Below are 14675 nucleotides of genomic sequence, written 5' to 3'. Positions count from 1 at the left end.
GACGGGATTCTCCTCAGCGGCCCGCGAGGGCATCGACGATGTTCAGGCGCATCGCGCGCAGCGACGGCAACGCGCCGACCACCAGCCCGATCAGCACCATCAGGCCCACGCCCAGCGCCCAGCTGCCCGCGCCCACCGGCGGCAGGTTGACCATGCCGCCGCTGCCCTTGCTCACCGCGGGCGCCAGCACCGAGGCGATGCCCAGGCCGATCACCCCGCCGAACACCAGCAGCAGCACCGACTCGGCCAGCACCATGCCCAGCACGCCGCGGCTGGAAAAGCCGATCGTTTTCAGCACCGCCAGCTCGGAGGTGCGTTCGCGTACCGCCTGCGCCATGGTGTTGCCGGTCAGCAACAGCAGGGTGAAGAACACCGCGCCCATGATCGCCGTGACGATCAGGCCGATGTCGCCGAGCTGCTTGGCGAACGAGGCGCTGAACGCTTGCTCGGTCTGCGACTTGGTCTCGTGGTCGGAGTTGGCCGAAATCGCATCGATCGCCTTGGCCACGCGGTCGGCATCATCGGGGCTGGCGAGGCGGTCGATGTACCAGCCCACCTCATGGCGGGCATACAGGTTGGCCTCGTCGAAGTACTTCCAGTGCAGCAGGAACAACTGGTCCATGCCATTGGCCGCGCCCTTGCCCAGGCTGTAGATGCCGACGATGTCGAACTGCCAGGTCTTGTCGCCGTTCTTCTGCGGGAAGATGGTCGACTGCAGCGGAATCTTGTCGCCGACCTTCCAGCCGTACTTCTTCGCCAGCAGCGGCCCGATCACCACGCCGGTGCGCGTCTGGTCGAACGCCTTGCGCTGTTCGGGCGACAGCTGGATCTCCGGATAGACGTCGAGGTAATTCGGGCTGACCGCATAGCTGAAGACGAAGTTCTTCGGGTCCTGGTAGATGCCGCCGAACCAGTTCGCATACGCGACGTCGCGCACGCCCGGCACCGCGGCGATGCGCACCTGCAGTGCCTGCGGCAACGACTGGATGATCGAGTAGCGCGAGGAAGTGATCAGCCGGTCCACCCCGGCGATGCTCTTGCTGCCGCTGTCGAAGGTAGTGCGCACGGCATCGAGCATGCCGAACAGCAGGAATGCGGTGATGATCGACACCAGGGTCAGGAAGGTACGTGTCTTGCGCCGGAACAGCGCGGCCCAGACCAGATGGAAATATTTCATCGCCGCCTCCTTCAGGCCGCGGCCGATTCGACCAGCGCGCCCTTGTCCAGGTGCAGGGTGTGGTTGGCGTACTCGGCGGCCTTGGGATCGTGGGTGACCATCACGATGGTCTTGCCGTGTTCGCGGTTGAGCGTGCGCAGCAGGCCGAGCACCTCCTCGGCGGACTGGCGGTCGAGATCGCCGGTGGGCTCGTCGCAGACCAGCAGGGTCGGGTCGGAGACGATCGCGCGGGCGATCGCCACGCGCTGCTGCTGGCCACCGGACAGTTCGCTCGGCTTGTGCGAGGCGCGATCGGCCAGGCCCACCAGCTGCAATGCGATGGAGGCGTTCTTGCGCCGCTGCGCCGCGGAGAGCCTGGTGAGCAGCAGCGGCAGCTCGACGTTCTTCTGCGCACTGAGCATCGGCATCAGGTTGTAGAACTGGAACACGAAGCCGACGTGGGCGGCGCGCCACTTCGCCAGTGCGCCGGCGCCGAGCTGGTCGATCCGCTGGCCGCCGACGGCGATGCTGCCGGCGCTGGGCGAGTCCAGGCCGCCGATCAGGTTGAGCAGGGTGGTCTTGCCCGAGCCGGACGGTCCCATCAGGGCGAGGAAATCCCCCTCGGCGATGTCCAGGTCGATATGGTGCAGCACCTCCACCTTCTGCTTGCCGCGCTCGTAGACTTTGGCGAGGTCGCGGATCTCGATCAATGCGCTCATCTGGGTTCTCCGGCAATCCTTAAGTGTCTGTCCGATGCGGCCGGCGTGGCCGCGATGCATTGCGGTCGACGCGTGATTCAGTGCGCGTCCGCCGCCTTCTCTACCTTCGTCCCGTCATCGAGCGAGGCCGGTGGCGCGACCACCACGCGGTCGCCCGCCACCACACCTGCCGGAACGCGCACCATGTCGCTGCCGGCCGGTTGCGGATCCACCCGGTGCATCGCCGCGCGACCGCCGCTGACCACGAACACCACGCGACGATGGTCGCGCTCGACCACTGCAGATGCAGGCAGCAGCACGCCCTCGGGTGCCTGTGCGGCCGGCGCGGCCTTCTTCTCCAGGAACGAGACACGCACGCCCATGTCCGGGACGATGCGCGGGTCCTTCTGCTCCAGCGCCACGCGCACCTTGACCGTGGCCTTGCCACGGTCGGCGGTCGGCACGATCGCGATGACGTGGGCAGGGATGGCCCAGTCCGGGTAGGCATCGAGCACCGCCTCGGCCGGCATGTCCGGCTTGACCCGGCCGATGTAGGCCTCGTTGACGTCGACGTCCACTTCCAGCGAGTCCATGTCCACGATCGTGCCCACACCGGTGCGGGTGAAGCCGCCGCCGGCGGACAGCGGCGAGACGATCTCGCCGACCTGCGCGGCCTTTTCGGTGATCACGCCGTCGAACGGGGCGCGCACCACGGTGTAGTCGAAGTTCACCTGTGCCTGCTTCGCCTGCGCGTCGGCGGCATCGGCGGCGAGGCGCTGCGCCGCGAGCTGCGCGCGGTCGCTGGCGACCGCGGTACGTGCCTGTTCGGCGGACTGCCTGGATACCAGCCCTCGGGCGACCAGTGCATCCAGGCGCTCCGCGTCGGCCTGCGCCTGCCGCAACTGGGCCTCGATCTGGCCGGCCTGGGCATGCGCGGCCCGGGCATTGGCGCGGGCGGCATCGAGGCTGGCGCGGTAGGCGCTGTCTTCCAGCCGCGCCAGCACCTGGCCCCTGTGGACGTGGTCGCCCTCTTCGATCAGCACCTCGGTCAGCGTGCCGGTGATCTGTGCCGATACCGTGGCCTGGCGGCGCGCGGTGACATAGCCGGTCGCCTGCAGCACGGCGTCGGACGCCTCCGTGGCCGAGGGCGCGACAGCGGTGGCCAGCTTCACCTGCAATGGCCGCTGGTGCCACCAGAACAAGCCGCCGGCCACGGCCAGCAGGAGCAGCACGGCAAGCGCAATCCAGACCCTCCGACCACCTGCGCCGGAGGGCTCCAGGTCCTTTGCCGCGCGGTCGATCTTCAGCTGGTTGAGCAGTTCGGTGTGATCCACGAGTGTCCCCTGCCCGGCGGTCGCCGGTGCCTTGCGTTGAGCAGTGTGCTCGGGGCCGACGGCGCCCGGCAGCGGCCGGCATCAGGCATCGGGCGTGACAGCTGTCACTGCCCCGCGCCGCGCCTGCTAACCTTCCACGCCATGGACTACGTCATCCCGCCCTCCCCGGTTTCCAGCCTCCCCGTCGCCGGCAGCAACGCGCGCTTCCCGGTGCGACGCATCTTCTGCATCGGACGCAATTACGCCGAGCACGCGCGTGAAATGGGCGCGACGGTGGACAAGGGTACGCCGCTGTTTTTCTGCAAGCCGGCCGACGCGCTGGTAACCGATGGCGCCGACATACCCTACCCGCAGGCGACGTCCGACCTGCACCACGAGGTGGAGATGGTGGTGGCGCTGGGCGATGGCGGCCGCGACCTGTCGCCGGACCAGGCCGCCGCGCGGATCTGGGGTTACGGCGTCGGGCTGGACCTGACCCGCCGCGACCTGCAGGCGGTCGCCAAGGCGAAGAGCCATCCGTGGGACGTCGCCAAGGCCTTCGACCATTCCGCACCGATGTCCGCGCTGATGCCGGCCGACGTCGCGACCCTCGCGCCGGGCACCGTACTCCGGCTCGATGTGAACGGCACGCTGCGCCAGCACGCCACGCTGGGCGAGATGGTGCACAGCGTGCCGGAGATCCTGTCGACACTCTCGAAGCTGTTCGAGCTGAAGGCCGGCGACCTGGTGTTCACCGGCACCCCGGCCGGCGTCGCGGCGCTGCAGCGTGGCGACCGCTTCCGCGCCGAACTGACCGGCGTGGCGGTGCTCGAGGGCCGGGTCGCCTGACGATGCGGTTGCTGTCCCCGGCCGCACCGCTGGGCTAGAGTCGCACGGTCATTCCACACACCCTCGGGAGGGGACACCAATGGGCATGCTGAAGGAGTTCAAGGAATTCGCCATGCGCGGCAACGTGATCGACCTCGCCGTGGGCGTGGTGATCGGCGGCGCGTTCGGCAAGATCGTGACCTCGCTGGTGAACGACGTGATCATGCCGCCGATCGGCCTGCTCACCGGCGGCGTGGACTTCTCCGACATGAAAGTCGTGCTCAAGGCGGCCGACAACTCCGACCCCGCACACAAGGTCGCCGAGGTGGCCATCAACTACGGCACCTTCGTCAATACTCTGATCCAGTTCCTGATCGTCGCCTTCGCGATCTTCATCGTGGTCAAGGCGATCAACCGCCTCAGCCGCAAGCAGGAAGAGGCCGCGCCGCCTGCCGCCCCGCCGGAGGACGTGGTGCTGCTGACCGAGATCCGCGACCTGCTGAAGAACCGCCCGCAGGGCTGATCGATCCAGGCGGCCGGCGCTGGCCGGCCGCCCATGACTTCCGGCCTAAGCCGCGCTGCGCGTTGTCGGGATAATCGGGGTTTGCCTCCGGAGATCGCCCCGATGCGCCGCACCCTGCTCACCCCGCTCGCCGCCGGCCTCGTGCTGGCCTGCGCCACCGCCAGTGCCGCCGACGCTCCCACGGTGATTCCCGCGCAGGCCGTGAAGACGGCCGAGCAACTGCGCGACCGGGCGATGCACGACGACACCGCCTACCGCATCGTCGAGGGCCTCACCACTGAGATCGGCCCGCGCCTGGCCGGCGGCCCGAACGACCAGCGGGCGCGCGACTGGGTGGTGGCGAAGATGAAGGCGCTGGGCTTCGACAAGGTCTACACCGAGCCGGTCAGCTTCCCGTTGTGGGAGCGTCGCAGCGAGAGCGGCGCCATCGTCGCGCCGTTCCCGCAGAAGCTGGTGCTCACCGCGCTGGGCTACTCCCCGGCGACGCCGAAGGGCGGGCTCACCGCGCAGGTGGTTGCCTTCCCCAACCTCGATGCGCTGAAAGCCGCCGCCCCCGCCACCATCAAGGGGCGCATCGTCTACGTCGGTGCGCGCATGACCCGGCAGAAGGACGGTCACGACTACGCCATCGGCTCGGCCGTGCGCATGGGTGGCCCGGTGATCGCCCAAGCCAAGGGCGCCGCCGGCTTCCTGCTGCGCTCGGCCGGCACCGATCCGCACAGCCGCGCACCGCATACCGGGGTCACCGGCTTCACCGATCCGGCCAAGGCGATCCCCGCCGCGGCGCTGGCCGAGCCCGACGCCGACCAGCTCGAGCGCGTGCTGGCCTATGGCAAGCCGGTGACGGTGACGATGGACCTGGACTGCGGCCTGGCGGGCACCTACACCGGCGCCAACGTGATCGGCGAGATCACCGGACGCAAACACCCCGAACAGATCGTCGACATCGGCGGCCACCTGGATTCCTGGGATCCGGGCACCGGCGCGATCGATGATGGTGCCGGCGTGGCGATCGCGATGGGTGCGGCCAAGCTGATCCACGACCTGCCGCAGCGGCCCGACCGCACCATCCGGGTGATCGCCTTCGCCAACGAGGAAATGGGCCTGTACGGCGGTCGCGCCTACGCCGAAAAGCACGCCGCCGAGGTCGCCAGGCACGTGCTCGGCACCGAGTCGGACTTCGGTGCCGGCCGCATCTGGCGCATGAGCGCCAGCGTCAAGCCGCAAGCGCGCGATGCCGTCGCGCAGATCGCCAAGGTGCTGGTGCCGATCGGCGTGGCCTACGACCCGGACAAGCCCGGCGGTGGCGGCTCGGACCTCTCGCAGATGCACGGCAAGGGCATGGCCGCGCTGTCGCTGACCCAGGACGGTACCTACTACTTCGACTGGCACCACACGTCGGAAGACACGCTGGACAAGATCGACCCGCAGGACCTGGCGCAGAACGTGGCGGTCTACGCGGCCTACGCGTACATGGCGGCGCAGGCCAGGGGCGATTTCGGCTCGGCGCCGGGCGCCTTCGCCCACGACGGCGCGGGCGAATAGGCCCGCGCCGAGGCGATGCCGGGCTCAGCGCACCGCGTGCAACCCGGCGTCGACCAGCACCTTGGGGAAACAGAACCGCTTCGTGCGCATGGTGATCGCCATCGGCACCAGCACCTCCCGCTCCACCCCGCCCGCGGCGGCGCAGTCCGCGCCCTCGGGCAGATCGAAGTGGATGATGCGCTGGGTGTATTGCGGGCAAACGTCACCGCAGGGGAACTCGGCCACTACCGGGACGCCGTGGTAGCGACCCAGCGGTACCGTGGTGTGCATCAGGGTGGCCTTGTCCCAAGGCTGTTTCGCATAGGCCAGCAGCGCCGCATCGTCGAGCGTGCCGGGCGTCGCTGCCCGGGTGGTGCCGGCACCGGCGACCAGGGTCAGCAGCACGACCGCCATGAGCTGTTTCGCGTGATGGTTCCGCATCACCACCTCCCGTTTCAGCAAAGCAGAAGCTTAAGCCGCCGGCATGTGAAGGCGCCGCGGCGGTACCGGCCCGGCGGGCACGGTTCGGCCGATGGCCCGCTACTCCTCCCCGTCGCCGATCGGCGCCGGGTCGTCTCCCTCGCCTGCCGCCTGGTCCAGCGCCTGCAGGTTGTCCTTGATGCGGGTGATCACGCCCAGCGCCTGGGCCAGTTCCTCGTGACTGATGCCCACGGTGGCATCCCGCCGCAGACCGCGGCCGATCTGCTCCATGTCGCCGATCACGCTCTTCGCCTGCTCGGTGGGATACAGCCGCCACGCGCGGCGATCGCGCGGATCCGGGCGGCGCTCGACGAAGCCGGCCGCCTGCAGGCGATCGATCACGCGACCGACGGCGATCGGTTCCATTTCCAGGTATTCGGCCAGTTCGGTCTGGCGCAGCCCCTCGCGGTAATGGAGCATCTTGGTGGCGCGCCACTGCGCGCGGGTCAGGCCAAACCGCACGGCACGACGGTCGAAGTGCTTGCGGAACAGCAGGGTGACGTCGTTGAGCAGGTAGCCGAACGGTATGTCTTCGGTTTTCGTCATGTTTGCCGTGCACTCCGGATCAACCATCATGGGGAAGCATACGTGCGCCATGTTGGACAGACCATGACCCTGCGCAAGATCGTCGCGGATATCACCACCCTGGCCGTGGACGCCATCGTCAACGCGGCCAACCCTGGCCTGCTCGGCGGTGGCGGGGTCGACGGGGCGATCCACCGCGCGGCGGGACCGGCACTGCTCGCCGCCTGCCGGGCGCTGCCCGAGGTGCTGCCGGGCGTCCGCTGTCCGACCGGCGAGGCGGTGATCACTCCGGGCTTCGCCCTGCCTGCCCGCCACGTGATCCACACCGTCGGCCCGGTCTGGCGCGGCGGCCACGACGGCGAGCCGGCGCTGCTGGAACAGTGCTACCGGCGCTCGCTGCAGCTGGCCCATACCCATGGCCTGGACACCGTGGCGTTCCCGGCGATCAGCTGCGGGGTGTATGGCTATCCGGCCGAGGCCGCAGCAGTGGTGGCCGTACGCAGCGTGCGTTCCGTGCTGGCCCGGCACCCGCACCTGGAGATCATGCTGTGCGCGCGCGACGCGGCGATGGGCGAGGTGCTTGCCCGTGCGCTCAGCGGAGCTTGAACGGATACAACGGCGGCAGCGGTTCGTCGGCAGGTCCACTGTTACCCGCCTCACGCCAGGCGAAGCCGTGGACGAAAGCCGCCTCCAGTGCCGCGGTGGACGGACTGTCCGCCGCGCCGGCGTAGCGGGCGCGCTCGAGCGCCGCGATCATCGCGCGCTGCTCCTGCGAGTCCAGCGCAGCCGCCACGGCTTCCAGATGCCGCAGGCCCGGGCGCTCGCCCTGGGCCCAGACCAGCAACGCATGCGCCTGGATGCCGGTATCGCCGCTCCGCGCGGCGCGCAGGAAGGCTTCGCGGTGGCCCTTCGGGGGCACCGGCGCATCCGGCCCGGTACGCACCGACTTCACCGGGCGCGGGGAGCGCCCCCGGCGCAGCAGCAGCGCGATGAGGGTGAGCAACCACAGCACCCCAAGCGCAAGAGCCATCCACATCCACGGCGAACGGGCGGGCCGCCGCGTTCCGGAGTCCGTCGCATGCGGCGCCGGTGGTGTCCCGGTGCCGACTGTCGCCGCGGGCACCGACGCTGCGGACGCGGGAGCGCCCGCCGACGCCGTCGTCCCGGTCGCCGGCAACACCTGGATGCTGTGGGCGGGAATGGTGGCCGTTTCCGGCTGGCCGGTGACCACGTTCCACCACTTCACAGTGATCGCCGGGAGGGTCAGCGTGCCCGCACGACCGGGCACGATCGCGAAACGGTGCTCGCGATGCCCGATGATCCAGCCGCCGTCCACCCGATTGCCGGTCACCGGCTTGTCCGGATAGGCCGTGGCGCCGTCCAGCGTGGGCAGGGTCAGGGCCGGCAGCGCCTCGAACGACAGCCCGGTGGCGTCGATGTGCAGGGTGAGATTGAACGGCTGGCCCACGCGCACCGGCGTGCCGGGATCGGGCAGGCCGTCCAGGCCGAGGGTGAGCTGGCGCGCCGGCAGCCACGCCGACGGCCCCCAGCTGGCCGGTGCCGCCTGCACCTGCAGCGTGAGCGCATTGCTTTGTGCCTGCACCGGCGAACCCATGCCGAGGAAGCTGTTCGGATCGTTCGGATCGAGCAGATCGCCCTGGAACACGATCGGCGCCATGGTCAGGGCGCCGGCCTTCTGCGGCACCACCGCGTAGCGTCGCTCGATCACGTTGTAGGTGCGACCGTTGCGCTGCGCCTGGTAGTCGGTGTCGTTGCCCAGCCGGTTGACGTCGGCGCCGTCGATGGCCGGGTCGGACAGCGACGCATTGGCCAGGTTGGTGGTGTAGTAGAGCTTCACGCTCAACGCCACCTGCTGGCCCACGTACGGGTGCTGCGGATCGAAGCGCGCCTCGACGAACACCGGGCCGTGTACGTCGGCATCGGCCGTGCTGGGCGCGGTGACTTCGAGGGTCAGCGGCTGGGTCTGTTCGTTGCCGATCGTCAGCGCCGGAATCTGCAGTGTGCCCACGTGCAGGGGACGCAATGCGACGCCGTAGGAGTAGTCGACGGTGCTCTTGCCATTGACGAAGCTGCGGGTGGTCCCGCTGGACTGGCCAAGTACCTGGAAGTCCTGGTTGAGCGCAGACAGGTCGGGAGCGCTGATCGGCGCGGTATCCGAATGCAGGTTGAGCGTGACCGTCTCGCCGAGATGCGCGGCGCTGCGGTCCAGCGTGGCCCGCACTGCGGCCTGCGCCAGCATCGGCATCAGCGAGAGCAGCAGGACTGCGACAAGGGGGCGCCATGGACGGATCACGGTTGTTCATCCTCCCCGGTGGCGCCGCCGTGGCGCTGCCGGTATTCCAGTTCGAACTTCCGGCGCAGCAGCGCACCGGGGTCATCGGGCACGCGCTGCAGAGCCTGCCGTACGTCGGCAGGCAGGCGCGAGGACGGATCGTCCTGGTCCGGCATGCCGAGCTGGTGAGGCTGGTCTGGCTCGCCCTTGGCCCGCTTGCCTTTCAACGCCTGGTCCATCTGCTTCTGCAAGGCCTTGCGCGCCGCCTCCGCGCGGGCCTGCTCGGCGGCCCGCTGCTCGGGGGTCTGCGGTTTGGCGTGGCCATCGTTCTTGCCTTGTCCCGACGACTGCTCCTGCTGGCCCTGCTGAGGCTTCGAGGCGTCACCCGGCTTGCCTTGCTGCTGACCCTTCTGGCCCTGCTGTGACTGGCCCTTCGACTGACCCTGCTGATCCTGCGGCTGGCCGTCCTTGCCCTGGTGATCCTTGTCGTCCTGCGCTCCATTGTCGCCCTTCGGCGGCGGCTGGCGCTTCAGCCAGTCCTGCACGGCCTGGCGATTGGCACTCGCATCGGCATTGTGCGGGTTGGCCGCCAGCGCGCGATCGTAGGCAGCGATGGCCTCCTTGTACTTTCCCTGCTTGGCCAGCGCATTTCCGAGGTTGTACTGCGCGTCGCTGCCGGACAGCCCATCGAAGCTGCGGGCCGCCGCCGCGTAGTCGCCACTGCGGTAATCCGCCGCCGCGCGCAGCGCCGGGTCCTGTGCCAGCCGTTTCGCCGCCAGCGCATCGCCTTGCTTGAGCGCACGCGCCGCCTGCTGGTCGGGACGCTGCCACAGGTCGCGCCAGCCGTCGGCGTGCGCCGGCGCCGGCACAGCGAAGAGGCAGGCCAACGGCAGCATCAGCAGCCAGCCGCGCCGAAAGCCCAGGGCGACGATCACCAGCAAGGGCAGCAACAGCCAGGGTCCGCGGTCGAGCCACTGCTCGCTGCGCGCGTCGCCTGCGGCGAGTTGTGCGCTCTGCGGCAGTTCGGCATGCAACGCCTGGACATCGCGCTGGTCGTCGGTGGCCGGCTGATACACGCCGCCGCCTGCACGCGCCACTGCGGCGAGCGCGGCATCGTCGCGCCGCGCCATCTCCAGGTTGCCCTGTGCATCGCGCAGGAAACCGCCGCCGTCGAGCGGCACCGGCCCACCGGTGGACGTGCCGATGCCCAGTACCGACACACGCACACCCTGCGCGAGCGCCTGGCGCGCCGCGCCGGCCGCACCGGCATCGACGCGGTCGGTGACCAACACCACCGACCCGCCCCCGGCCTTGGCCTGCTGGATCAGCTTGACGCCCTGCTCGATCGCCTGGGTCGCGTTGTCGCCTTCGGTCGGCATGGTGTCCGGCGCGAGCGCATCGAGCAGCTCGTCGAGGCTGGACGCATCGGAAGTGAGCGGCGCCACTACGAACGCCTCGCCCGACCAGGCGACCAGCGCATTCTGTCCATCGCGGTTGCTGCGCAGCAGGTCGCGCACCTTGAACTTGGCGCGGTCCAGCCGACTGGGAGCGATATCGCGTGCGAGCATGCGCGGCGACAGGTTCAGTGCGATCACCTGGGCTGCCCGATCGGCATAAAGGGTCTGCGGCCGACGGCTCCAGGTCGGGCCGGCGAAGGCGAGCGTCGCCAGCAACCATCCCGCGGCAAGCAGGCCGGTGGCGGCGCGGCGCCCCACCGGATGACCAGCGAGCAGATGCGGCAGCAACACCGGATCGACCAGCCGCGACAGTGCCCGCTCGCCGGCATCGGCACGCACCAGCCACCAGGCTGCCAGTGGCAATCCGAGCAACGCAAGCAGCCACAGCGGACGCAGGAAATGGAATGCGTGCACGGCCTCGATCATGCCGGCGTCTCCCCGACGGAGATGCGCCAGCGCGGCCAGGCCGCCAGACCCAGCAGCAGTAGCGCCAGGCCGAGCGGCCAGCGGAAAAGCTCGTGCCGCGGCCGCAGGGTGGGCGCACGCTGCGGCATCGGCTCCAGCGCATCGATGGTGCGATACGCATCGGCCAGCTGGCGGCTGTCGGTGGCGCGGAAGAAGCGGCCACCGGTCTGTTCCGCGATCGAGGTGAGCATGCCGACGTCGAGGTCGGCCGACGGATTGATCACGCGGCTGCCGAAGAAGTCGGGCACGGTCATGCGGTCGGCGCCGATACCGATGGTGTAGACGCGCACGCCCGCGGCCTTCGCTGCCTTCGCTGCCTCGAGCGGCGTGATGCTACCGGCGTTGTTCACGCCGTCGGTCAGCAGCACCAGTACCCGCGCCTGTTCCGGCAAGGCCGCCAGACGCTTCACTGCCACGGCGATCGCATCGCCGATCGCCGTCTCGGTGCCGGCCAGGCCCACGGCCGCCCCCTGCAGCTGGGCGCGCACGGCGGACAGATCGTAGGTCAGGGGCGTGACCAGAAAGGCACGACTGCCGAACAGCACCAATCCCATCTCGTCGCCGCTGCGGCGGGCAATGAAGTCGCTGGCGATCGCCTCCACCGCGCCGAAGCGACTCACCGGGCGACCGGCGAGCTGCATATCGTCGGTGCGCATGCTGCCGGACAGGTCCACCGCAAGCATCATCGCCCGGCCGCTGCGCTGCTGCGCCTGCGGCGGTCCGACCCACTGCGGGCGCATCGCGGCGCCGACCAGGCACAGCCACGCCAGCGCGAGCACCCAGGACCGTGGACCGCCCGCCTTCACCGGCACCGCGACGGCGAGCGCGATGCCCTGGTGCGGCAGGTGCAGGGCCCGCCCCGGTGCCGCGGGTCGCAACCACCGGCGCACGAGCCACGGCAGCGGCAGGGCGATGGCCAGCCAGGGCCAGGCGAACTCAGGCCACATCATCGACCAGCCCTCCGGTTCGCACCGCTGCGTCGCGTCTGATCGGCAAAGGCACCGAGCCAGGCTCGAACGGCGTCGGCCAGGGCGTCGCGTTCGATGGCCTGGGCGGGTCGGTAGATCAAGGTATCCAGCTGGGTGAGGCGGTCGATTACGGCTGCATCGACCGGCATCCGCTCGAGCATTTCCCGCCAGGCCTCGCCGCGAAGCGTGCCGCCGCCTCCATCCAGTCTCCGCACCGCGCGGCGCAGCAGCGCATGCAGCGCCGCCGCGGCCTCCTGCGGACGACCTTCGGTCCCAGACAGGGCATCGTCCACCAGTGCGACCAGCGCCGCACGCGCGCGCAGATGCCGCTGACGCGAAATCCAACGCCAGACGCCCCAGGCGAGCAGCGCCGACGCCAACGCCGCCAGCACCCACCAGCCCGGCGCTGGCGGCCACCAGGACGGCGGCGGCGGCAGATGGATGTCGCGAAGCGCCGGACCCGACGGCGCAGACGCGGCAGGCGCGGGCAACGGCAGGCTCATCGGCTGCTCCGTGCGCCCAGCAGCGCAGCGACGGCATCGAAGGGATCGGCCGTCGTGTCCACGGTGCGGCAAGCCACGCCCGTGGCGCGACACAGCGCGGCCAGCCTTGCCTGCCCGGCTCCGAGCAGGCCCGGCAGCCAATGGCGTTGCCGCTCGCCATGAATATGCAGTTGGGCGCGCACGCCCCCGTGCTCAACCGGATAGTCGCCTTCCGGCGTGGGCGCCACCTCGAGCGGATCGACCACTGCGAGCACGCCCAGGCGGGCGCGCCGGGACAACTCCACCAAGGGGCGCCGCGCGGTCGGGTCGCAACAGGCGCCATCGGTGATCAACAGGACACGACTGGCCCCATGGACCGTCCGCATGGCCCGCTGCAGCGCGGCGGACAGCGGTTCCTCGTCGGCATCGGCCCACCGGCTGCCCCAGGCGGCGAGCGCACCGCAGACCGCGAGCGCGCCGTGTGCGCCAGCGCGCGGCGCCAGCAGTTCATCGCGCGTGCCGAACCCCATCAGCCCGACACGCTCGGCCCCCTTCACGGCGGCCCATGCAGCCCATGCCGCCGCACGCGCCGCCTGGACCGACTTGAACCTCGTCCGCGTGCCGAATTGCATGGATGCGTGAGTGTCGAGCAGGATCAGGAGTCGACCCTCGCGCTCTTCCTGGAACAGTTTGGTATGGAGCTTGCCGCTGCGCGCGGTGAGCCGCCAGTCGAGTCGCCGCACATCGTCCCCACGCTGGTAGACGCGTGACTCGGCATAATCCATCCCGCGGCCATACAGACGGCTCGACTGCTGCCCCGCGCGTGAGGCACGGCTGACCTGGGCCGGCAGGGTCATCCTGCCCACGCGTGCGCGCAATGCCAACAGCTCCGACAACGCCACCTGGGTGACGCCATCGGCCTCGTGTGACGGCAGCACGGCGCTCACGGCAATGGCACGAGATCCAGCAGGCGGTCGATCACCTGATCCGGCCGCACGCCCTCGGCTTCGGCTTCGTAACTCAACAGCACGCGATGGCGCAGCACTTCATGCGCCACGGCATGGACATCCTCCGGCAGCACGTAATCGCGGCCGTTCAGCCACGCATGCGCGCGGGCGCAACGATCGAGCGCAATGGTCGCGCGAGGGCTACCGCCCCAGGCGATCCAGCGATCGAGTTCCGCCCCGTAGCGTCCGGCATCGCGCGTGGCGAGCACGAGTTGCGTGATGTATTCCTCCAGCGCGGGCGCCATGTGCACCTCCAGCACCTCTTCACGCGCGGCCATCACGTCGGCGGGAGCCAGTCGCGCGGCGGGGGCCGTCTGCAGGCCGTGCACCGCGCGACTCGCCTGCCCGCGCGCCAGGCGCAGGATCGCCAACTCGGCGGCGGCATCCGGGTAACCGATGGTGACGTGCATGACGAAGCGGTCGAGCTGGGCCTCCGGCAAGGCAAAGGTACCTTCCTGTTCGATCGGGTTCTGCGTCGCCATCACCAGGAACAGCTCGGGCAAGCGCCAGGTACTGCGACCGACCGTGATCTGCCGCTCCGCCATCGCCTCGAGCAACGCCGACTGCACCTTGGCCGGCGCGCGGTTGATCTCGTCGGCCAGCACGATGTTGTGGAACAGCGGACCACGCTCGAATTCGAAGTTTCCGGACTGAGGCCGGAACACGTCGGTGCCGGTCAGGTCGGCGGGCAACAGATCGGGCGTGAACTGCACGCGATGGAAATCGGCATCGATACACGAAGCCAGCGCCTTCACTGCCGTGGTCTTGGCCAGGCCGGGCGCCCCTTCCACCAGCAGATGGCCGTCGGCCAGCAGGGCGATCAGCAGGCAATCGATCAGTCGTGGCTGCCCGATGATGGAACGCTGCAATCCCTCCCTCAGGAGGGCAAAGGACTGTTGCAGGGCGGTGGCTGGCTGGGCTGGCGCGAGATCGGTCATCCGGAAGGCTTCCATGGG

General features: G+C 69.8%; 15 protein-coding genes. 4 read left to right on the top strand and 11 right to left on the bottom strand.

All coding sequences use genetic code 11. The features are described from left to right. Nucleotides 1-13: 13 nt before the first annotated feature. The 3 genes from NC595_RS19815 to NC595_RS19805 all read right to left on the bottom strand — a co-directional run bounded on the left by NC595_RS19815 (nucleotide 14) and on the right by NC595_RS19805 (nucleotide 3188). Nucleotides 14-1177 (bottom strand): ABC transporter permease, encoded by a 1164-nt coding sequence (locus NC595_RS19815; RefSeq protein WP_253569101.1) that lies wholly within the window; start codon nucleotides 1175-1177, stop codon nucleotides 14-16. An 11-nt stretch (nucleotides 1178-1188) separates the two neighbouring features. Next, nucleotides 1189-1875: an ABC transporter ATP-binding protein gene (locus NC595_RS19810; protein ID WP_253569100.1), complete on the bottom strand. Its 687-nt coding sequence runs from the start codon at nucleotides 1873-1875 to the stop codon at nucleotides 1189-1191. Nucleotides 1876-1952: 77 nt separating this feature from the next. Continuing rightward, nucleotides 1953-3188 carry an efflux RND transporter periplasmic adaptor subunit gene (locus NC595_RS19805; protein ID WP_253569099.1) on the bottom strand — a complete coding sequence of 412 codons (1236 nt, stop codon included), beginning with the start codon at nucleotides 3186-3188 and terminating at the stop codon, nucleotides 1953-1955. A gap of 141 nt (nucleotides 3189-3329) precedes the next feature. Between NC595_RS19805 and NC595_RS19800 the strand changes: the two genes are divergently transcribed. The 3 genes from NC595_RS19800 to NC595_RS19790 all read left to right on the top strand — a co-directional run bounded on the left by NC595_RS19800 (nucleotide 3330) and on the right by NC595_RS19790 (nucleotide 6063). After that, complete coding sequence (locus NC595_RS19800) at nucleotides 3330-4016, top strand: fumarylacetoacetate hydrolase family protein (protein WP_253569098.1); 687 nt, start codon at nucleotides 3330-3332, stop codon at nucleotides 4014-4016. A 79-nt stretch (nucleotides 4017-4095) separates the two neighbouring features. Next, entirely contained in the window at nucleotides 4096-4518 is a 423-nt protein-coding gene (mscL, locus tag NC595_RS19795) for a large-conductance mechanosensitive channel protein MscL (RefSeq protein ID WP_253569097.1), read from the top strand. Nucleotides 4519-4620: 102 nt separating this feature from the next. Next, on the top strand, nucleotides 4621-6063 hold the full coding sequence (locus NC595_RS19790) for a M20/M25/M40 family metallo-hydrolase (RefSeq protein ID WP_253569096.1): 1443 nt from the start codon (nucleotides 4621-4623) through the stop codon (nucleotides 6061-6063). 24 nt (nucleotides 6064-6087) lie between these two features. Here the strand turns inward: NC595_RS19790 and NC595_RS19785 are convergent, their stop codons facing one another. Then, nucleotides 6088-6483: a hypothetical protein gene (locus tag NC595_RS19785; RefSeq protein ID WP_253569095.1), complete on the bottom strand. Its 396-nt coding sequence runs from the start codon at nucleotides 6481-6483 to the stop codon at nucleotides 6088-6090. 99 nt (nucleotides 6484-6582) lie between these two features. Further along, on the bottom strand, nucleotides 6583-7068 hold the full coding sequence (locus NC595_RS19780) for a MarR family winged helix-turn-helix transcriptional regulator (RefSeq protein ID WP_253569094.1): 486 nt from the start codon (nucleotides 7066-7068) through the stop codon (nucleotides 6583-6585). Between the two features lie 63 nt (nucleotides 7069-7131). On the opposite strand from NC595_RS19780, the gene NC595_RS19775 reads away from it, so the two are divergent. After that, a complete protein-coding gene (locus NC595_RS19775; protein WP_253569125.1) occupies nucleotides 7132-7653 on the top strand; it encodes an O-acetyl-ADP-ribose deacetylase in 522 nt (173 codons plus the stop codon). Here the strand turns inward: NC595_RS19775 and NC595_RS19770 are convergent. Genes NC595_RS19770 through NC595_RS19745 form a run of 6 tightly spaced genes read right to left on the bottom strand, consistent with a single transcriptional unit; the run spans nucleotide 7640 to nucleotide 14657 of the window. Then, entirely contained in the window at nucleotides 7640-9361 is a 1722-nt protein-coding gene (locus tag NC595_RS19770; protein ID WP_343214925.1) for a BatD family protein, read from the bottom strand. The genes NC595_RS19775 and NC595_RS19770 overlap by 14 nt on opposite strands. Beyond that, nucleotides 9358-11223, bottom strand: a complete 1866-nt coding sequence (locus tag NC595_RS19765; RefSeq protein ID WP_253569093.1) for a VWA domain-containing protein — start codon at nucleotides 11221-11223, stop codon at nucleotides 9358-9360. Before NC595_RS19765 ends, NC595_RS19770 begins: the two co-directional genes overlap by 4 nt. Continuing rightward, complete coding sequence (locus tag NC595_RS19760; RefSeq protein WP_253569092.1) at nucleotides 11220-12212, bottom strand: VWA domain-containing protein; 993 nt, start codon at nucleotides 12210-12212, stop codon at nucleotides 11220-11222. The genes NC595_RS19765 and NC595_RS19760 overlap by 4 nt, the downstream gene beginning before the upstream one ends. Continuing rightward, nucleotides 12209-12733: a DUF4381 family protein gene (locus NC595_RS19755; RefSeq protein WP_253569091.1), complete on the bottom strand. Its 525-nt coding sequence runs from the start codon at nucleotides 12731-12733 to the stop codon at nucleotides 12209-12211. Before NC595_RS19755 ends, NC595_RS19760 begins: the two co-directional genes overlap by 4 nt. Next, the gene (locus tag NC595_RS19750; RefSeq protein ID WP_253569090.1) at nucleotides 12730-13659 is read right to left on the bottom strand and encodes a DUF58 domain-containing protein; all 930 of its coding nucleotides are present in this window, start codon (nucleotides 13657-13659) and stop codon (nucleotides 12730-12732) included. Before NC595_RS19750 ends, NC595_RS19755 begins: the two co-directional genes overlap by 4 nt. Further along, nucleotides 13656-14657, bottom strand: coding sequence for an AAA family ATPase (locus tag NC595_RS19745; RefSeq protein WP_253569089.1), 1002 nt, complete (start codon nucleotides 14655-14657; stop codon nucleotides 13656-13658). Before NC595_RS19745 ends, NC595_RS19750 begins: the two co-directional genes overlap by 4 nt. Between the last annotated feature and the right edge of the window lie 18 nt (nucleotides 14658-14675).

The organism is Dyella lutea, from assembly GCF_024158035.1.
Lineage (GTDB): Bacteria > Pseudomonadota > Gammaproteobacteria > Xanthomonadales > Rhodanobacteraceae > Dyella_A > Dyella_A lutea.
The sequence above is the reverse complement of the archived record's forward strand: the minus strand, read 5'-3'. Positions and strand labels throughout refer to the sequence as shown.